The following is an 18,322-nucleotide window of genomic DNA, read 5'->3' as shown; positions in this document are numbered from 1 at the left end:
GGGTCCCCCGTGCGGGGTGCCCGAACAGGCCCTCATGCACATTTCCTTCCGGTAAGGCACTCTTTTCGCGAACAGGGGAACCGGTGCGGACCGGGCCGCGTCGGACTCCAAGCCGACCGCCGACTACCGAGGAGGTGTGCCTTGCCGGAGCACCGCGCACAGGTGGACGAGCTGCTCGCCGATTACCGGCGCAGCCGGGAACATCTGGCCTCGGTCCAGCGCGAGCTAGCTGCCATCAAGGTGTCGGCGAGCGACCAGGACGGCCTGATCACGGTCACCGTCGGCCCGCGCGGAACGCTCGCCGGGCTGGTCATCTCGCCCGCCGCGTACCGCCGCTACCAACCGGCCGAGCTGTCCGAGCAGATCATGCGCGCCACCGGCGAGGCGACGGTGCGCGCGCTGAAGGCCGCCAGCGAAGTGCTGGCCCCGGCGTTGCCCGCGGGCACCGACCCGCAGGCCTTGCTGCTGGGCACGGGTGATCTCGATGCGGAGGAGATCGCGCCGCGCAGGCAGCCGGTCGAGGACGACAGCTTCGAGAACCAGAGTTGGGTGCGGAGTTGACCGGGTTCGAGGCCGACGCCGAAAAGCTCGCCGCGCGGGCAGGGGACTTCACCGGCTTTGCCGAACGGGCCGGGCAGATCGCGGCCGACCTCGGCCGCGCGCTCGAAGGCGCCAGTGGTGCCTGGGGTGATGACGTGGTCGGCCGGAGTTTCGCCGCCGCGCACGCCCAGCCCGCCGCCGAGACGGCGGACAAGGTGCAGCGGCTCGCGGGCGGGCTCGGTGACGTGGGCGGGAAGTTCGCCGAAGCGGCGAAGCGGTATCAAGCCGGCGACGAGGCGGCCGGGAATTCGATCACCGACGCGGTGACTGGGGAATAGCGCATGGGTATCGAATTGCCGAAGGAACTGGCCGACGTCGCGGCGGCCACCGGGCTGTCCTGGCCGCAGGCCGACGAGGACAAACTGCGCGAACAGGCCGGCGCCTGGCGTGACGCGCAGGGAAAGCTGCAAGCACTGGCGGGCGACGCGGACCGCACGGCCGGTGATGCCATCGGAGCGCTGAGCGGGCCGTCGGCGCAGGCCGCGGGCGGGATGTGGTCCGGCTACACGCATCCCGAGAACGGCGAGCTGACCCACGCGGTGCGCGGCGCGGGCGAGGCCGCGGACAGGCTCGACGACGCCGCGGACAAGGTCGCGTCGACGAAGGTCGAGATGGTCCGCCAGCTGGTCGACGCGGCGAAGAACCGCGACGCGGCGCAGACGGCGGCTTCGGCCGGGCATCCCACGGCGTTGCTCGGCGTGGACACGATCCTGCAAGGGACGGCGACGAACCTGACCTCGCTCACCGACGGCCTCGCCGGCGCGGTCGGCCCGGAAGGCCGCGCCCAGGGCGAGGTCCCGGTCGATCCGAACCCCGGCACGCACGGCGGGCACGGGCAGTCCGGCCTGCTCAGCACCGTCACCGGGGTGCCGGACAAGCTTCTGTCCACTGTGGACTCCGCGGTGCCGGTGCCCGGCGAGTCCGCGCCCGCGGTGCTCGTCGGCGCGGACGGGCAGCCGCCGGAGCACCCGATCCACGACGTGCTGCCCTCGGATCGCCCCGAGGTGGCGCCGCCGGTCGCGCCCGAACCCGCCCCGGCGCAGCAGCCGCTGGTCGACGATTCTCCCGCCACCGGGCCGATCCCGGCGTTGTCGAACGCCGACGCCGGCACCGGCCCGATCCAGATTCCCGTTGCGCCGCACCAACCCGCGCAGTACGGCGGTTTCCTGCACTCGGGCGGGTTCGACGACGTGCCGACGCCCGCCACCGGAACCCCGGCCGTCCATCCCCACGCACAGAGCGGCACGGTCGCGTCCGGGTTCACCGAGGCGTCGTTCTCGGGCTCGCCTGCCGCTCCACCTCCGGCCGCGCCGCTGCCGCCCCAGCCGATCGCCCCGGCGCAGCCGAGCTACGTCGCCCAGCCGCCGCAGTTCGGCGGGCCGCCGCCGGTCGCTCCGCCCGCGGCTCCGGGCGCTCCGGTGAGCGGCGGCCCGGTGCCCGGCGCTCCGGCGGCTGGCGCGCAGCAGCAACAGCAGATGCCGTTCCGCCCGCGCCAGGTCGCGCCGGTTCCCTATGCGCCGCAACAGAACTACGTGCCGCCGCCCCCGGCCGACGTGCCGCCGCTCGGCTCGCCGAGGCAGGAGCGGGAAAGCATCGTGGCGCTGTTCCGGGTGCACATGTTCCCGCTCGGGCATCTGCCCGTGGCCGCCGACAAACCGGCCCGGCAGCTCCCGCCGCCGCCCCCGGATTTCGACTACGCGCCGGGCCTGCGTTTCCCGCCGCACGACCATCCGCAGTCCGGGCTGATCGAGACCGAGGACGCGCTGTCGCGGGTGCGCGAGGGCTACGCCAGGCTCCCGACCCCGCCGGCCGAGCCGCCCGAGGAGCTCACGGAGCGCCACGACCCGCTCGGTGGCCTGCACGAACGCGACTGGGACAGGCGCTTCCTGGTCGGTCTACGTGACTCGGTTCCGGAGTACGCCTGGCCGCCCGGTGAGTTGTACCCGGAAGGCGGGCGTGAGCCAGGCGAGCCGGAGATACTCGCGGTGGGCACGCAGCTGGACAGGTTCGGCAACACCGGCGGCCGGGTGTTCGCGCCGCAGGGCACGTTGTTCGCGAAGCGTTCGTTGCCGCCGACGGCGCTCGCGTCCGGGTACCGGCGTTACGAGGTGCTGCGGGAAGTGCCGATGTGGTGGGCGGTTTCGGCGGGCTGGTTCGCCCAGCCCGGCGGGGGCATCAGATACCGGTCGGTCTACTCGGCCGACGAACTGGTCACCCTGGGCTACCTGGCCGATGTGACCTTCGAGGAGGGCGAGTGAACGTCGAGTCGATCCTGCGCTGGCTGGAGGGGATCGGGGTGCCGCACGAGGTGGTGTCGATCGGGGTCGAGGCCGACAACGCCTGGTGCCTGCTGCGCGTCGACGAATCCGAAGAAGGCGCGCCCGTGTGGGAGGTCTTCTGGCGCGAGCAGGGCAACCGGTACGACTGGGCGCGGTTCACCAACGAACAGGTCGCGTGCCACTACCTGTTCGGGCGGCTGGCGTGGTCCCAGGTCGCGCGTGGCGCTGTCGGCCTGCTGCCTACGCCCGCGTGACGTCGTGCAGGTGGTGCACCGGGTCGTGGATGAAGTAGCGGGCGAAGCTCTCGACGGTGAAGTCGGCGCCGTCGCTGCGCTTGCCGGTCCGCTGCCACTGCTCGCCTGAGACCCGCGCGAAGGCGTCCGCCAGCTTCTCGGCGGCTTCCTCCAGCTCGTCGGCGGTGCGGAGCGGGTCCTGTTCCTGGTAGCGCTCGCGGACAGCCGTCTCGTCCTGGTCCCAGTTCGCGAACGGCGGGTCGTCCTTCGTGAGCATCAGATCGAGGCGGACCAGGAACAGGCGGCACACGTCCCGCACGTGGCAGGCGTACTCCAGCGGCGACCAGGTCTGCTCGTCCGGCCGCTCGCGCGCGTCCGCCCGCTCCAGCACGGGCCGCCACGCCTTTGCGTTGTCCCGCAACAGGTTCGGCACGTCCTGCGGGTCGAAGCTCGAGGTGTCCAGGCCGCATTCGGCGCACGGGCGCCGCAGCACCCAGGTCCAGTCCTTGGTGTCGGGCGTGATCATGGCTCCAGCATCCAGGCCGGCGCTACGGCGGACCAGTGAGAGTTTCTGAACAGGCCTGTCAGCGTTGCTGCAAGGTGGCGAGCGCCGCCTCGTGCACCAGGCCGTTCGACGAAAGCGCCGTGCCGGTGTCGAAGGCCGGCTTGCCGGACAGGTCGCTGAACCGGCCGCCCGCCTCGGTGAGCAGTACCTGCATCGGGGCGACGTCCCACGGGTTCACGATCGGCTCCGCGGCGAGGTCGATCGCGCCCTCCGCGACCAGGCAGTGGTGCCAGAAGTCGCCGAACGCGCGGGTTTCCCAGCAGGCCTCGGTCAGTTTCAGGTACGCGTCACGCGAGTGGTACTCGGTCCACGTGTTCAAGTCCGTTGTGGACAGATACGCGTCTTCCAGCGCCGACACGCCCGAGACCGAGATCTTTCGCGACCCGGTGTTGTCGCGCAGCCAGGCGCCTTCGCCCGCGGCCGCCCACCAGCGGCGGCCCAGCAGCGGGGCGCTGACCATGCCGACCACCGGGGTGCCGTCCTCGACCAGCGCGATCAGCGTCGCCCAGACCGGGCCGCCGCGCGAGAAGTTCTTGGTGCCGTCGATCGGGTCGAGGATCCACGTCCGCCCGCTCGACCACTGCTCGCCGCCGCGCTCCTCACCGGCGACCGCGTCCGACGGGCGCTCGGCCGCGAGCGACTCGCGGATCGCGTCCTCCACCGCCGTGTCCGCGTCGGTCACCGGGGTGCGGTCCGGTTTGCTGCGGACCTCCAGGTCGATGGCGCGAAACCGCGCCGTGGTGATCGCGTCGGCGGAGTCGGCCAGATGACCGGCCAGGGTGAGATCAGCTGCGTAGCTCGGCACGCGACGATGGTTTCACGCCCGCCGGTCGTAGAGTTGGCCAGGTGAGCATGGTGCTACTGGCCGAAGACGATCCGGCGATCGCGGAACCGCTGTCCCGTGCGTTGCAACGGGAGGGCTACGAGGTCGAGGTGGTCGGAGACGGCCCGGCCGCGCTGGACGCAACCGGGCAACACCGGATAGACCTCCTCGTGCTCGACCTGGGACTGCCCGGGATGGACGGACTGGAGGTCTGCCGCAGACTCCGCGCCAGCGGCACCGAGCTGCCCGTGCTGATGCTCACCGCGCGCACCGACGAGGTGGATTTCGTCGTCGGACTCGACGCCGGCGCCGACGACTACGTGGCGAAGCCGTTCCGGCTGGCCGAGCTGCTCGCGCGCATCCGCGCCCTGCTGCGCCGCCGGGTGCCCGAGGTGCTGGACGCCGGCGGTGTCCGGATGGACCTCGGCGCCAGGCTGGTCACCGTCGAAGGCCGCGAGATCCAGCTGGCGAACAAGGAGTTCGAGCTGCTGCGCGTGCTGATGAGCCGGGCGGGTCAGGTCGTCAGCCGCGACGAGATCCTCGCCGAGGTGTGGAACGACCTGGAGTCCAAGACCTCGAAGACGCTGGACATGCACATGTCGTGGCTGCGCCGGAAGCTGTCGGTCACCAGCGACGGCAAGGGCGCGGTGGTGCACTCGGGCGACGGTGAGCGCCGCATCGCGACCGTGCGCGGCGTCGGTTTCCGCTTCAACACCGACTAGTGCGCCGCCGGATCCTGCTTGCCATCCTGCTCGCCGTCGCGGTCACCGCGGCGGCGCTGGGTATCCCGCTCGGCGTCACCGCGTGGAAGCTGGTCGACAGCATCACCACCGAGGACCTCAGCGCCCGTGCCTCGCAGATCGCCGCCACCCTCGACACCGACCTCGCGGACGGTCAGCTGAGCCAGGAAGACCTGGCGACGGTCGCGGTCGCGATCCCGCCCGGCGGCAGGCTGACGGTGCAGCTGCCGGGCCGTCCGCTGCTCACGCAGGGCTCGGCCGACCCCGGCGCGGACACGGTCGACGCGAGCGTGCAGCTGGCCCGCGACGGCACGCTCGGCTTGTCCATTCCGGCAGGTCCGCTGCGCTCCCGGCAGACCACGGTGACCTTGGCCGTCTTGCTGCTGGTGGTGCTTTCGGTGAGCATCGGCACGGTCGTCGCGACGGTCACCGCGCGTCGGCTGGCCAAGCCGCTGCGGCACGTCGCGGAGCGCGCGGCCAAGCTCGGTGGCGGGGATTTCCGCCCGGACCCGAGCCGTTACGGCGTGGGCGAGCTGGACATGGTGGCCGAGGCGCTGGACACGTCGGGCAGCGCGCTGGCACAGCTCGTGCAGCGGGAACGGCAGCTGGTCGGGGACGTCTCCCACCAGCTGCGGAGCAGACTCACGGCGCTTCAACTGCGCCTGGAGTCGCTCACGATCGTCGACGACCACGACGTCGCCGACGAGGCGCGCGCCGCGCAGGAGCAGGCGGACAGGCTGTCGGAGGCGCTCGAGGAACTCCTCGCGGCGGCTCGCGCGGCCAGTGAGGTGGACGCCGAGCCGGTCGAGCTGGCGACAGCGCTGCCCGAAGTCGCACAGGAATGGCGACAGCTGCTTCGCGCGGAGGGACGGAATCTACGGCTTCGCATCGGCGAGGGGTTGATAGCGCGCGCGACGCCAGGCCGCCTTCGCGAGGTTGTCGGTGTGTTGCTGGACAACGCGCTTCGCCACGGCGCGGGCACCGTGACGCTGGCCGCCCGCCGCGGCGACGCGGAGGGAACCGTGGTGGTGGAGGTCAGCGACAACGGCTCCGGCATCCCGGACGAGCTCGTGCCGCACGTGTTCGAACGCGGCTTCTCCGGCGGCGGCTCCACGGGCGTCGGCCTGGCGCTGGCCCGCGCCCTCGCCGAAGCCGACGGCGGGCGACTGGAACTGTCCAGCCGCAGGCCCGCCGTGTTCAGCCTGTTCCTGCGCGTGCCCAGCCCCGGCGATGTGCGGGAAGTCCGCTGGCCCTCCGAGCGCGTGCCGCGCTAAGCGTTAGGCGTTCGGCTGCTTCGGGCGTAGTTGCTTGATCTTGGTGATGTCGGTGACTTCGGCTACTTCCGCCGTCTCGGCCGGCACTGCCTCCGGCGCGCGGGCGGCGTCACGCCTGCGCTGGCCGAGGTCGCTCGGGAAGACGAACTTCTTGAAGCCCCAGAAACGGAAGACCATCGCCAGCAGCATGCCGATGATCGAACCGCTGACGAAGTCCGCCGTCTCCTGCACCCAGCGCGACACGTTCGGCACCTCGAGGTGGAACGCGTAGCGGGACAGGTACAGCGGAATCAGGTTCACCAGCACCGCCAGCCCGCTGACCACGAAGAAGAGGGCGGCCTCGTGGTGCCGTTCGCGGCCGCCGCGGGTGCGGAAGGACCACTCCCGGTTCAGCACGTACGACACGATGGTGGCGACGATGATCGCGATCGCCTTCGCCGTGGTCGGCTTGTCCTCCAGCACGCTCAGCTTGAGCAGGTACCAGACACCGTTGTCGACGACGAAAGTGGTGCCGCCGACGATCGCGAACTTCAGCATCTCCCGGTGTTTGATCAGCACCGAACGCAGTGGTTCGGGAGTGTGGGAGAGCACGCTTTCCACAACGGTCACTGCCGCAGTGTACGTAGGTTCGGAGATGCCGCCGTTATCAGGCGGCGCGCCTGCCCGGTTCGTCGGGTTCCGGCGTCGCGGTCCGTACCACCCGCGGCCGCGCGCCGGCCTGCGGGAACACCCACTTCTTGAAGGCCCACCAGCGGAAAACCATCGCGACGAGGGTGCCGAGAATCATGCTGCTGACAAAATCCGCTATTTCCTGGGTCACCACTCCGACATGCGGAGTACGCAGATCCAGCAGGTAATGGGAAATCGCGAGCGGCACCGAGTTCAGGCCGACCGAGATGCCGCTGATGAGAAAGAACAACGCCGCTTCGTGCTGCCGTTCCCGGCCGCCGCGGGTGCGGAACGACCATTCACGGGAAAGCACGTAGGAGACCACCGTCGCCACGAGCACGGCGAGGATCAGCGCGGTGATGGGATTGTTGCGGAGCACCGTCAGCTTGAGCGCGTAGTTCACGACGGTGGTGAGGACGAAACACGTCCCGCCGACCACGGCGAACTTCAGCAGCTCCCGGTGTTTGATCAACACCGTGCGCAACGGCGCCGGCAACATCCGGAGCACTGTCTGGATACCGGCCATGCGGCCAGACGCTACTCGCCGCGGATTCCCGCCTTCCGGCGGATCACGATCACCACGGGATCCACGGCAGCCACCACCACGGTTTGCCCGGTTTCTCGGTCTTCGTCCCGCTGCCCGTGGTCGTCGTGGTCCGGGAGACCGACGAAGACGTGGTCGTGGTGGTGGTTTCGCCGCTGCTGCCGGATGTCGTCGGCGTTGTCGTGGTGGTCGTCGGCGACGTAGTGGTCGTGGTCGTCGGGGTCAGGCTCGGCGACGGGACGGTCGGCGTGACCGGCGGCACGACCGGCACGCTCGGCTGGCCGTCGCAGAATGGTTCGTACCAGCAGTCCGCGTTCACGGTGCGGCTCGCGGTGGCCTTGCCCAGACTCGCCGTCACGGTGACCGACGCGCGCTCCTGCCTGCCGTCGACGGCGAACCACAGGCGGAGGTTTTCGTTCGGTGCCAGCGCTTTGTCACTGGTGCACGTGGTCGTCGCGCCGCTGGTGCAGGACGCCTGGAAGGCGCCGATCGTCAGGTGCGCGGGCTGGTCGAGGGTGACCGTGACCGGTTTGGTGCTCTGCCCGGTGTTCGTCACGTCCACGGTGACCCACGACGGGTGCAGCCACGGCCACGGGTCGCCCCAGTCCGCGCGGACATCCAGCGCCACGCCGTCCTGCAATTCCTTGACCGCGACCGGCACGTTCACCGAAAGCCGGATCGCGCTGCCCGCGCTGACCGAGCCGGTGACCTCGCCCGGCTGCGCGTCCTGGTCGGCGATCAGCCGGAACGTGAGCGTTGCCGTCTCGCCGGGCTGCAGGCCGCGGTCGGTGCTGCAGGTCACGGTGCCGGTGCCGGCAGGGCAGTCCACATTCAACGGAGCGGAATCGGCCTGCTGCAAGGAGAAACCACGGGCGCTGCCCGCCGCGGCGCCACCGCCGCCGACTGCGCCGCCGCCACCGCCGGGCCCGACGGCGCGGATGCCCTGCGGCAGGTTGAGCGAGGCGGTCACGGGATCGGACACCGACTGGCCGTCGTTGCGCACCGTGATCGGGACTGTGGCCGGGCCGCCACCCGGCGTCAGCTCGACACCGCCCGCGGGGCCTTGAGCCGTCAGCTTCGGCGGCCCTGGCGTCTGCGCCGGGGGAGGCGTCGGCACGGACGTGATCGGCGCCGGGGCCGGGGCCACCTGAGGCGCGGGCGGCGCCGCGGGAGCGGCCGGAACGGCCGGCGCGGGGGCGGGCGCCGGAACGACCTGGGCCGGCGGAGCCGGTTGCGCCACGGCGGCGGGGATCGACTGCCCGCCGCTGGCCGCCAGCGCGGTGGCCACGGCGGCGGCGATCGCGACCCCGGAGGCCGCGACACCGATGAACTGGCGGGGCCCGGCCGCGGCCGCGCCTGCGGCAGCGCCGGAGGAACTCGCGGCGGCGACGGCCGTGGTGGCGCTCGCCTTCGCACCCGTCGCGGCGAGGTACGCGAAGACCGAACCACCGAGCACGATCGGCGCGACGACGGCGCGCAGCGCCCCGTTCACGTCGGCCAGTTCCGCGGCCAGCGCCCGGCAGCGGTCGCATTCGTCGAGGTGGGTTTCCACCTGGGCACGCTCGCGTTTGGACAGTCCGTCCCGGGTCCAGGCGCCCAGCTTGTCGGCCGTCGCGCGGCAGCGCTCGGCGGAGGTCTCGGCCAGGTGCACCTGCAGGTACGCCTGCCGCAGGCCCTCACGGGCGCGATAAGCCAGCGCGGACACGCCGTTCGCGGTCAGCCCCAGCAGCGGCGCGACCTCGGCCGGCGTCTGCTGCTCGATCTCGGTGTGCCACAGCACGGCCTGCCAGCGCTCGGGCAGCCGGGCGAACGCCTTCGCGGCCATCGTCCGTTCCAGCCCGGCGACCGCGGTGTCGGAGAACTGGACTGTCAGCGCTTCGGCGGCCGGGCCGCTGCCGCCGCTGAGCGTGCTCATGTCGTCACTCAGGTCGAGGCGCTTGTCCTTGCGGGTCTTGTCGTACGCCGTGTGCCGCAAGGTGGTCAGCAGGTACGCGCGGAACGCCGCGTCCGGGCCCTTGCCGCCACGCAGCGTGTCGAGGACCTTCGAGAACGCGTCCGAGACGAGGTCGTCCGACTCGGCCGTGGACCGGGAGAGCTGGCGGGCGAGGTTGTACGCGGCACCCACGTGCCGCTCGTACAACGTGCCGTACGCCGCGAGGTCGCCACCACGCACAGCGGAGATCAGCTCAGCGTCGCTCTTGCCCTCGAAGTCCGCGGGAACGGTGGACACTGCTCTCCTTCTGGCCTATACCCGGCGTGGCGTCGCGATCAGTGTGACGGACCCTAGGCGAAGGGTCACCCCGTGGGGTACGGGATGACCCGGAGAGCGCAGTAAATTCACCCATCCCTTCGGAAATTCTCGTCACGTCAGCGCCGCTCGTGCGTCTCCACAGCACAAGGCGATGAGGGAAAGGACGGTCGAGTGGAAGTCCCGGCCGACGAGAGCGGGTCTCGATACCAAGGTGGGCGCGGTGCGCTCACCAGCGCGGGCTCCAACCGGGAGCTGCGCGCCCTGCGCGAGCGCTGGCGCACCGCGAGCCTGACCGCGGGCTGGCGGTTCCCCAGTGACTGGGCGCTGCCCGAGGTCGACTCGGTGTGCGCGGTGGTGCTGCGCGGCGGCGACCCGGAACGGGCGCTGGCCGGGTTGGCCAGAGCCCGCGCGGCAGCGGGCGCCGGCCTGCTCGAAGTGCTCGCCGACCTGGCCGCGCTGCACGCCGTGCTGTCCGACCCGGACGCCGACGGGCTCGTCTCGCCGGACATCGACGCGACCCCGGCCCGGATGCTGCGGGTGACCGCGCTCGCGTGGGCCGAGGTCGCCATGGATCACCTCGCCAACATCGAGGTGATCGACCCGCTCACGGGGTTGCCCACGGTGGCCTACCTGCGGACCCGGCTCGGGGAGCTGTACCGGCACCTGGACCGCGACGTCAGCGAGGACTACACGCTGCTCGTCGTCGGCCTCGACCTGTCCGAGGTCTCGGGCTGGCGCCGGGCGACCGGGATGATCTTGCTCGCCGAAGCGCTGCGCGCGGTGCTCGACGGCGGGGAGAGCATGGCCGCGCTCGGCCCGTCCACGATCGCCGCCGTTTTGCCCCGGGACGGCCACATTTCCACCAAGGCGGTGGATTTGCGCCGTGCCCTGCACGAACGCCTCTCGGTGGACGCGCAGTTCGACGAGATGGGCACGCCGCGGATCAGGCTGGTCCGGCTGCCTGCCTCGCACGGAGCGGCGTGTGCCCTGCTCCGCCGCCTTTCCCGCTCCTGACCAAGATCGAAAACCGGGCACTTCAGGGACTTGCCGCACGGGCCGTCGCCGTTTCGTGATTTCCTGATGGGGTGACACAGTCCGTGCCCGCCACCGGCAGCGAACAGGTTTCGCGGCCGTCGCATCCACGCCTGTCCCTCCGGACGTCACTGGCGAGGCTGTCGATGCGCCCGAGATCGATGCTGCTGTTGTCGGTGGTGCCGCTGCTGGCGATCGCGATGGGCGTGGTCGGCTGGCTGCTGGACTGGCGGCTCGGCGTCGACAACGCCGTGTACCGCGCGGGCGCGCTGACCCTGCTCCACGGTGATCCGCTCTACGACGCCAGCACGCTCGCCCCGGAGCCGTGGTGGGCGCTGCTGCCGTTCACGTATCCGCCGACGGCGGCGCTGCTGTTCGTGCCGATGGCGCTGGTGCCGACGCAGGTGGCCTGGGGTGTGCTGACCGCGATCTCGGTGCTGGCGATGGCGCTGGTGATCCGGGTGGCGATCGGCTCGCTGCCCAAGCCCGCCGCCGGCCCGCGCTGGTGGTCTTCGCCCGCGCGCGCCACCTTGGTGTTCTCGGTCGTGATGCTGGCCATCGAGCCGGTCTGGCGGACGATCTTCCTCGGCCAGATCAACCTGATCCTGATGGCGCTCGTCGTGGTCGACGTCCTGGTGGTCACCGCTCGCGGGGGCCGCGGCGGCGGGATCATGATCGGGATCGCCGCCGCGGTGAAGCTCACCCCGCTCGTGTTCGTGGCGCATCTGCTGTTCACCGGCAAGCGCAAGGACGCCCTCCGTGCGCTGGGCACGTTCCTCGGGCTGCAGCTGCTGATGCTGCTGCTCATCCCGGACGACACGATCCGCTACTGGACCAAGACGATCTCCGACACCGGCCGGATCGGGCCCGTGCACTGGGCGGGCAACCAGTCGCTGAACGGCCTGATGAACCGCATCACCGACCTGGCGCCGTGGGCGTCGAAGGCGGCGATCGGGATCAGCGCGCTGCTGGCGATCCCGGCGATCTGGCTGATGCTGCGCTTCCACCGCCGCGGCCAGGCGCTCGCGGCGCTGCTGGTCACGGCGTTCTTCGGGCTGCTCGCGTCGCCGATTTCCTGGTCGCACCACTGGGTGTGGGCCGTGCCGCTGATCGTGCTGCTCATCTCGCGGCTGCCGCAGACCACCCCGGCCACCGCCTGGCGCCGATGGCTGGGCACGGGCGCGGTGATCGCGTTGTTCATCAGCTGCGTGCTGCTGGTGCTGCCGAACGGGCGGAACATCGAGCTGCACTGGAAGTTCTGGCAGGGCGTACTGGGCAACTCGTACATCCTGATGCCACTCGTCCTCGCCGCCGTGCTCGTGGTGCGCTGGTTCCTCTTGCGGCGGCGCCGTGTCGACGAGACGATTTCCGGCTGACCCCTGGCGGCCGCCGGTCCTGGTCCTGGTGCTGGCGGCACTCGCGGTGGGGGTTGGGGACTGGCTCGGGGATTGGCGCCTCGGCTCGGACAGTGCTGTCTACCGCGCGGGCGCGCTGACGTTCCTGCACGGAGAACCGCTGTACGACCTGGCCCGGCTGAACACGTTGCCGGAGTGGGTGTCCCTGCCGTTCACGTATCCGCCGGCCGCCGCGTTGCTGTTCGTGCCGCTCGCCGCGCTGCCGTCCGGTTTCGCCTGGGGGCTGGTCACCACGGCTTCGGTCCTGTCGGTGGCGGTGGTCGTGCGGGTGTGCGTGGGCCACTGGGCGAAGGCTGGCTGGCTGACGTTGGGCGCGCTGGCGCTCGAGCCGGTGTGGAAGACGCTGTTCCTCGGCCAGATCAACCTGATCCTGATGGCGCTCGTCGTGCTGGACGTGCTGGTGCTGGCCGGTTCCCGCTGGTCCGGCGTGCTGACCGGGGTCGCGGCCGCCGTGAAGCTGACGCCGCTGATCTTCGTGGCGCACCTGTTCGTGACCGGGCGGTGGCGAGACGGGCTGCGTGCGCTGGGCACGTTCGTGGTGCTGCAGGGCGTGATGTTCCTGTTCATGCCCGCCGGCGCGTGGCAGTACTGGACGCGGACGGCGTTCGACCCCGATCGGATCGGCGGGGTGCACTGGATCTTCAACCAGTCGCTGAACGGGCTGGTTTCCCGCGCGGCGCACGACGCGTCGTGGTCGGGGAAGGTGGCTTTGCTCATCGCGGCCGTGCTCGCGGTGCCCGCGGTGTGGCTGGTGCGGCGCTACCACGGGCGCGGGCAGCATCTCGCGGCGTTGCTGGTGACGGCCTTCCTCGGGTTGCTCGCTTCGCCGGTTTCCTGGTCGCACCACTGGGTTTGGGCCGTGCCGCTGGTCCTTCTCCTGTGGACGGAGGGGCACCGCGTGTGGGCCACCGTGACGTTCGTGTTCTTCGCCAGCTGCGTGGTGATGGTGGTGCCCAACGGCGGCACGACGGAATTCGGCTGGGGGCCGGGGATGTCGATCCCCGGCAACGCGTATGTGATCGCCGCGGCGGCCGGGATCCTCGGCCTCACGCTCCGTGAGCTGCGTCGCCCCGTATCCTGACTGTTCGTGGACAGTCGTACCGGTCTCCCCGTCGTGGGCATGGTGGGTGGCGGGCAGCTCGCCAGGATGACCCATCAAGCCGCCATCGCACTCGGCCAGTCGCTGCGGGTGCTCGCGGCGAGCCCGGACGACGCCGCCGCGATGGTCGCGGCCGACGTCGTGATCGGTTCGCACACCGACCTCGACGCGCTGGCCTCCTTCGCGAAGACGGTGGACGTGCTCACCTTCGACCACGAGCACGTGCCCGGTGAGCACCTGCTGGCGCTGGCGATGAACGACGACGTGCCGATCCGGCCCGGCCCGGACGCGCTGGCGTTCGCGCAGAACAAGCTGGTCATGCGCGAGCGGCTGGCCGCGGAGGACTACCCCTGCCCGCCGTTCGCCGAAGTGTCCGATGTGGACGATGTGCTCAAGTTCGGCGCCGAGCAGTCCTGGCCGGTCGTGCTGAAGGCGGCCACCGGTGGGTACGACGGCAAGGGCGTCTGGATGCTCGACTCCGACGCCGAGGCCCGTGAGCTGGTGCCGGAGTTGCTGGCGGCGGGCACGTCGCTGATGGTGGAGCGCCGCGTCGAGATGCGCCGGGAGCTGTGCGCGCTGGTCGCCCGCTCGCCGTTCGGGCAGGGCGCGTCGTGGCCGGTGGTGGAAACCGTGCAGAAGGACGGGATCAACACCGAGGTGCTCGCTCCCGCGCCGGGCCTGACCGCGCGCCGCACGCACGAGGCGCAGGAGCTGGCGCTGCGCATCGCGGAGGCGCTGAACGTCGTGGGCGTGCTGGCGGTGGAGCTGTTCGAGACCGACGGCGGGCTGATCATCAACGAGCTGGCGATGCGCCCGCACAACTCCGGCCACTGGACCATGGACGGTTCGCGGACCTCGCAGTTCGAGCAGCATCTGCGCGCGGTGCTCGACTACCCGCTCGGTTCGACCGAGCTGCTCGGCCCCACGGTGATGGCGAACGTGCTCGGCGCGCCGGCCATCCCGGAGATGGGCCCGGACGAGCGGCTGCACCACCTGTTCGCGCGGTTCCCCGAGGCGAAGGTGCACCTGTACGGCAAGGGGGAGCGGCCGGGGCGCAAGCTCGGGCACGTGAACTTCGTCGGCCACGACATGGACGATCTGCGCAGGCGGGCCACGCTGTCCGCGCATTGGCTGTCCCACGCGGAATGGCCGGACGGCTACGACATCCACGGCAGGGAGTGAAAGTGGCGACCGTTGGCGTGATCATGGGCAGCGACTCGGACTGGCCGGTGCTGGAGGCCGCGGGCCAGGCGCTCGACGAGTTCGGCGTGTCCTACGAGGTGGGGGTGTACTCGGCGCACCGCACCCCGCAACGGATGCTGGACTACGCGAGCACCGCCGCCGAGCGCGGGATCAAGGTGATCATCGCCGGCGCGGGCGGCGCCGCGCACCTGCCCGGCATGGTCGCTTCGGCCACCGTGCTGCCGGTGATCGGCGTGCCGGTGCCGCTGAAGTACCTGGACGGGCTGGACTCGCTGCTGTCCATCGTGCAGATGCCCGCGGGTGTCCCGGTGGCGACGGTTTCCGTTGGCGGGGCACGGAACGCGGGCCTGCTGGCGGTGCGGATCCTGGCCGCTTCGGACGCTCCGTTGCGGGAGAAGATGGCCGCGTTCCAGGCGGATCTGCGGCAGCTGGTGCTGGACAAGGACGCGGCGCTGCAGGAGAAGCTGGGGCGCTGAGCGCGCCCCGGCCCCTTCGCCCAGCTCGTAGCCCAGTTCTTAGCCCAGCTGTTGGCGCAGCTCCCGTTTCAGCACCTTGCCCGCGGCCGAAACCGGGATCGTGTCCACGAAGTGCAGCTCCCGGATTCGCTTGTACGGCAGCACGTTCTCGTTGATCGCGTCGGTGATCGCGGTCTCGGTGAGCGTGGTGTCCGAGCGCACGACGAAGGCCACCGGGAGCTCGCCGACGTCCGCGCGTTTGCGGCCGACCACCGCGGCCGAGACCACGCCCGGCTGCGCCATCAGCAGCTCCTCCAGCTCGCGCGGGTAGACGTTGTAGCCCTTGTAGATCAGCATGTCCTTCTTGCGATCCACAATGGACAGATAACCCTCGTCGTCCAGCACGCCGATGTCACCGGTGTGCAGCCAGCCGTCCGCGAGTACGGCGGCGGTCTCCTCCGGCCGGTTGTGGTAGCCGATCATCACCTGCGGCCCGCGGATGCACACCTCGCCCTGCTCGCCCGCGGGTAGCGGTTCCTCGCCGCCCTCGGCGGGCACGATCTTGATCTCGGTGTCGAACACGGGTACCCCGACCGTGCCGGGTTTCCTTGTGGCGGACCGGAAACTCGGCGCCGACGTGGCGCCCATCGTGACCTCGGTCAGCCCGTAGCCCTCGCTGATCGTCGCGTCGGGAAAGCGCTTTCGCAGTGCCTTGATCATCTCGTGCGGCATCGGGGCGGCGCCGGAGCTGATCGACCGGACCGAGGACAGGTCGCGGGTGTGGAAGTCGGGGCTGGCCATCAGCCCGGCGAAAAGCGCGGGCGCGCCGCCGATCCCGGTGATCCGCAGCCGCTCGGCGTCGGCGAGGTAGCGGGCCGCGTCGAAGCCGTCGTGCAGCGTGGTGCTGCCGCCGGTGAGCAGCAGGGAGTTCAGCCCGCCGATCGTGCCCATCGCGTGGAACCACGGGGTGAGGTTGATGCCGACGCCCGTCCCGAGCCGGCCCGGCCATTCGGCCTCGCTGCCGACCTGGTTCAGCCGCAGGTTCCCGTTTTCGTCGAGCTCCGGCACCGAACCGCTGCCCCAGCAGGAGAACTGCAGCGTGTTCACCACGACGTTGCGGTGCGGCAGCTCCACGCCCTTCGACCGGCCGGTGGTGCCGCCGGTGTACGCGAGGTGCGCGAGCCGGGTGCGCGGGTCGATCGCCACCTCCGGCCGGTTGGTGGGCTGGTCCGCCTGGAACGCGCCGAACTCGTGCTGTGCCTCGGTCTTCACGCCCACGACCAGGCGAACACCGGTCTGGTCCTGGATAGCCGCAAGCGCTTGCGCCGCCCGTCCGTAGGTGACCGCGGCGACGGCGCCGGAGTCGGCGAGCTGCGCGGCGAGGTCGGCGGGCGGAAGGAGCGGGTTGGCCGGGGTGAAGGTGGCCCCGGCGAGCAGGATTCCGTAGTAGGCAACGGGATACGCGAGGTTGTTCGGCATGTGGATGGCGACCACGTCGCCCGGCTGGACGCCGTGCGCGAGCAGGGCGTTCGCGAACCGGCAGGCCTCGCTGTACAGCTCGGTGTAGCTGAGCTCGTCGTCGCCGTGCGCGAACGCCGTCCGGTCACCGAAGCGGGCGGCCGCACCGGCGATGATCGCGCCGACGGGAACGTCGGGGTAGTCGAACGAAGCAGGCATTTCAGGCGGAAAGGTGATCGACATCACTCTACTGTAGGACGGAACTGCGGTGCAGAACACAAGGATGTCCTAGTAAACGAGCACTAACATCGAGGTGGAAAGTCATGTCGGATGAGAAGGGTGACGCCGGTGTCTGACGGTCCGGGGCTGTACCAGCTGCCCGAGGAGCACGAAGAGCTGCGGGCTGCCGTCCGTGCGCTGGCGGAGAAGGAGATCGCGCCGTACGCCACCGAGGTGGACGAGCAGGAGCGGTATCCGACCGAGGCGCGGGACGCGCTGGTGAAGGCCGGCTTCAACGCCGTGCACATTCCCGATCAGTACGACGGCCAGGGCGCGGACGCGATCGCCGCGTGCATCGTGATCGAAGAGGTCGCCAGGGTGGACGCCTCCGCGTCGCTGATCCCCGCGGTGAACAAGCTCGGCACGCAGCCGATCCTGTTGTCGGGGTCGGAGGAGGTGAAGAAGCTCGTCCTGCCGTCGATCGCTGCCGGTGATGCTTCGGCTTCGTACGCCCTGTCCGAGCGTGAGGCCGGCTCGGACACCGCGTCCATGCGCACGCGTGCCCGCCTCGACGGTGATCACTGGGTGTTGAACGGCACCAAGTGCTGGATCACCAACGCGGGTGAGTCCACGTGGTACACCGTGATGGCGGTGAGTGATCCGGACGCGGCGAAGAAGTCCAACGGCATCTCGGCTTTCGTGGTGCACAAGGACGATCCGGGTTTCTCGGTGGGGCCGAAGGAGCGGAAACTCGGCATCAAGGGCTCGCCGACGCGCGAGATCTACTTCGAGAACTGCACCATTCCGGCGGAGCGCATCATCGGTGAGCCGGGTACCGGGCTGAAGACCGCGCTGCGCACGCTGGACCACACGCGCCCGACGATCGGCGCGCAGGCGCTCGGTATCGCGCAGGGCGCGCTCGATGCCGCGGTCGCGTATGTCAAGGAGCGCAAGCAGTTCGGCAAGGCGATCGGTGAGTTCCAGGGCGTGCAGTTCATGCTGGCGGACATGGGCACGAAGATCGAGGCCGCGCGGCATCTCATCTATGCGTCCGCCGCAGCCACCGAGCGCGGCGATTCGCGTGCAGGCTTCATGGCGAGCGCGGCGAAGACCTATGCGTCCGACATCGCGATGTCCGTGACGACGGACGCCGTGCAGCTGTTCGGTGGGGCCGGATACACCCGCGACTTCCCGGTGGAACGCATGATGCGCGACGCCAAGATCACGCAGATTTACGAAGGCACGAACCAGATTCAGCGCATGGTGATGGCCAGGAGCCTGCTCAAGGGCTAGCGCTCCCAGAATTGATCGGGCGGTTCGGGCCTGGGCTCGGACCGCCCGATTTTCGTTTCGGGAGTGGTGAACCGGGGGACACCCCACGACCACACCCCTCCACCGTCCCGATCCCCAGCCGTCTCTTGCGATCTTGACGCTGGGTCAAGGCATCTTTCCCGCCTTGACGC

At 70.6% G+C, this 18,322-nt stretch carries 18 protein-coding genes; 12 read left to right on the top strand and 6 right to left on the bottom strand.

Features of this window, described 5'->3' with window-relative positions; all coding sequences use genetic code 11:
• The first annotated feature begins 141 nt into the window (after positions 1-141).
• Genes FPZ12_RS21700 through FPZ12_RS21685 form a run of 4 tightly spaced genes read left to right on the top strand, consistent with a single transcriptional unit; the run spans position 142 to position 3,133 of the window.
• Complete coding sequence (locus FPZ12_RS21700) at positions 142-561, top strand: YbaB/EbfC family nucleoid-associated protein (protein WP_144748299.1); 420 nt, start codon at positions 142-144, stop codon at positions 559-561.
• Positions 558-878, top strand: a complete 321-nt coding sequence (locus FPZ12_RS21695) for a hypothetical protein (RefSeq protein WP_144748298.1) — start codon at positions 558-560, stop codon at positions 876-878. The genes FPZ12_RS21700 and FPZ12_RS21695 overlap by 4 nt, the downstream gene beginning before the upstream one ends.
• A gap of 3 nt (positions 879-881) precedes the next feature.
• Positions 882-2,858: a TNT domain-containing protein gene (locus FPZ12_RS21690; protein ID WP_144748297.1), complete on the top strand. Its 1,977-nt coding sequence runs from the start codon at positions 882-884 to the stop codon at positions 2,856-2,858.
• On the top strand, positions 2,855-3,133 hold the full coding sequence (locus tag FPZ12_RS21685) for a hypothetical protein (RefSeq protein ID WP_144748296.1): 279 nt from the start codon (positions 2,855-2,857) through the stop codon (positions 3,131-3,133). Before FPZ12_RS21690 ends, FPZ12_RS21685 begins: the two co-directional genes overlap by 4 nt.
• Here FPZ12_RS21685 and FPZ12_RS21680 read toward each other — a convergent pair.
• Positions 3,120-3,638: a DinB family protein gene (locus FPZ12_RS21680; protein ID WP_144748295.1), complete on the bottom strand. Its 519-nt coding sequence runs from the start codon at positions 3,636-3,638 to the stop codon at positions 3,120-3,122. The two genes, FPZ12_RS21685 and FPZ12_RS21680, sit on opposite strands and share 14 nt — an antisense overlap.
• 58 nt (positions 3,639-3,696) lie before the next feature.
• Complete coding sequence (gene hisN, locus FPZ12_RS21675; protein ID WP_144748294.1) at positions 3,697-4,482, bottom strand: histidinol-phosphatase; 786 nt, start codon at positions 4,480-4,482, stop codon at positions 3,697-3,699.
• Positions 4,483-4,529: 47 nt separating this feature from the next.
• On the opposite strand from hisN, the gene FPZ12_RS21670 reads away from it, so the two are divergent.
• Together FPZ12_RS21670 and FPZ12_RS21665 are read left to right on the top strand one after the other, a co-directional pair.
• Positions 4,530-5,222, top strand: a complete 693-nt coding sequence (locus tag FPZ12_RS21670) for a response regulator transcription factor (protein ID WP_144748307.1) — start codon at positions 4,530-4,532, stop codon at positions 5,220-5,222.
• A complete protein-coding gene (locus tag FPZ12_RS21665; RefSeq protein ID WP_144748293.1) occupies positions 5,222-6,514 on the top strand; it encodes an ATP-binding protein in 1,293 nt (430 codons plus the stop codon). Before FPZ12_RS21670 ends, FPZ12_RS21665 begins: the two co-directional genes overlap by 1 nt.
• Positions 6,515-6,517: 3 nt before the next feature.
• On the opposite strand, the gene FPZ12_RS21660 is transcribed toward FPZ12_RS21665, so the two are convergent.
• From FPZ12_RS21660 to FPZ12_RS21650, 3 genes are read right to left on the bottom strand one after another with little or no spacing between them, the layout of a single operon-like run.
• On the bottom strand, positions 6,518-7,123 hold the full coding sequence (locus FPZ12_RS21660) for a GtrA family protein (RefSeq protein ID WP_144748292.1): 606 nt from the start codon (positions 7,121-7,123) through the stop codon (positions 6,518-6,520).
• Between the two features lie 37 nt (positions 7,124-7,160).
• Entirely contained in the window at positions 7,161-7,709 is a 549-nt protein-coding gene (locus FPZ12_RS21655) for a GtrA family protein (protein WP_144748291.1), read from the bottom strand.
• Between the two features lie 49 nt (positions 7,710-7,758).
• Positions 7,759-9,957: a sigma-70 family RNA polymerase sigma factor gene (locus tag FPZ12_RS21650; RefSeq protein WP_144748290.1), complete on the bottom strand. Its 2,199-nt coding sequence runs from the start codon at positions 9,955-9,957 to the stop codon at positions 7,759-7,761.
• 192 nt (positions 9,958-10,149) lie between these two features.
• On the opposite strand from FPZ12_RS21650, the gene FPZ12_RS21645 reads away from it, so the two are divergent.
• The 5 genes from FPZ12_RS21645 to purE all read left to right on the top strand — a co-directional run bounded on the left by FPZ12_RS21645 (position 10,150) and on the right by purE (position 15,203).
• Complete coding sequence (locus tag FPZ12_RS21645) at positions 10,150-10,992, top strand: GGDEF domain-containing protein (protein ID WP_424923626.1); 843 nt, start codon at positions 10,150-10,152, stop codon at positions 10,990-10,992.
• 71 nt (positions 10,993-11,063) lie between these two features.
• On the top strand, positions 11,064-12,386 hold the full coding sequence (locus tag FPZ12_RS21640) for a glycosyltransferase 87 family protein (protein ID WP_144748289.1): 1,323 nt from the start codon (positions 11,064-11,066) through the stop codon (positions 12,384-12,386).
• Positions 12,361-13,506, top strand: coding sequence for a glycosyltransferase 87 family protein (locus tag FPZ12_RS21635; RefSeq protein WP_144748288.1), 1,146 nt, complete (start codon positions 12,361-12,363; stop codon positions 13,504-13,506). The genes FPZ12_RS21640 and FPZ12_RS21635 overlap by 26 nt, the downstream gene beginning before the upstream one ends.
• Before the next feature lie 6 nt (positions 13,507-13,512).
• A complete protein-coding gene (locus FPZ12_RS21630; RefSeq protein ID WP_144748287.1) occupies positions 13,513-14,706 on the top strand; it encodes a 5-(carboxyamino)imidazole ribonucleotide synthase in 1,194 nt (397 codons plus the stop codon).
• Positions 14,670-15,203, top strand: a complete 534-nt coding sequence (gene purE, locus FPZ12_RS21625; RefSeq protein ID WP_144748305.1) for a 5-(carboxyamino)imidazole ribonucleotide mutase — start codon at positions 14,670-14,672, stop codon at positions 15,201-15,203. The genes FPZ12_RS21630 and purE overlap by 37 nt, the downstream gene beginning before the upstream one ends.
• A gap of 39 nt (positions 15,204-15,242) precedes the next feature.
• Here the strand turns inward: purE and FPZ12_RS21620 are convergent, their stop codons facing one another.
• A complete protein-coding gene (locus tag FPZ12_RS21620) occupies positions 15,243-16,883 on the bottom strand; it encodes a class I adenylate-forming enzyme family protein (protein WP_144748286.1) in 1,641 nt (546 codons plus the stop codon).
• An 87-nt stretch (positions 16,884-16,970) separates the two neighbouring features.
• Between FPZ12_RS21620 and FPZ12_RS21615 the strand changes: the two genes are divergently transcribed.
• The gene (locus tag FPZ12_RS21615; RefSeq protein WP_208025944.1) at positions 16,971-18,152 is read left to right on the top strand and encodes an acyl-CoA dehydrogenase family protein; all 1,182 of its coding nucleotides are present in this window, start codon (positions 16,971-16,973) and stop codon (positions 18,150-18,152) included.
• The last annotated feature ends 170 nt before the right edge of the window (positions 18,153-18,322 follow it).

This window comes from Amycolatopsis acidicola (assembly GCF_007713735.2).
Lineage (GTDB): Bacteria > Actinomycetota > Actinomycetes > Mycobacteriales > Pseudonocardiaceae > Amycolatopsis_E > Amycolatopsis_E acidicola.
The sequence above is the reverse complement of the archived record's forward strand: the minus strand, read 5'-3'. Positions and strand labels throughout refer to the sequence as shown.

Coding starts and splice junctions, on each gene's coding strand:
- FPZ12_RS21615 (WP_208025944.1), top strand. CDS start 16,971: ATGAGAAGGGTGACGCCGGTGTCTGACGGTCCGGGGCTGTACCAGCTG.
- FPZ12_RS21620 (WP_144748286.1), bottom strand. CDS start 16,883: ATGTCGATCACCTTTCCGCCTGAAATGCCTGCTTCGTTCGACTACCCC.
- FPZ12_RS21690 (WP_144748297.1), top strand. CDS start 882: ATGGGTATCGAATTGCCGAAGGAACTGGCCGACGTCGCGGCGGCCACC.
- purE (WP_144748305.1), top strand. CDS start 14,670: ATGGCCGGACGGCTACGACATCCACGGCAGGGAGTGAAAGTGGCGACC.
- FPZ12_RS21670 (WP_144748307.1), top strand. CDS start 4,530: ATGGTGCTACTGGCCGAAGACGATCCGGCGATCGCGGAACCGCTGTCC.
- FPZ12_RS21655 (WP_144748291.1), bottom strand. CDS start 7,709: ATGGCCGGTATCCAGACAGTGCTCCGGATGTTGCCGGCGCCGTTGCGC.
- FPZ12_RS21680 (WP_144748295.1), bottom strand. CDS start 3,638: ATGATCACGCCCGACACCAAGGACTGGACCTGGGTGCTGCGGCGCCCG.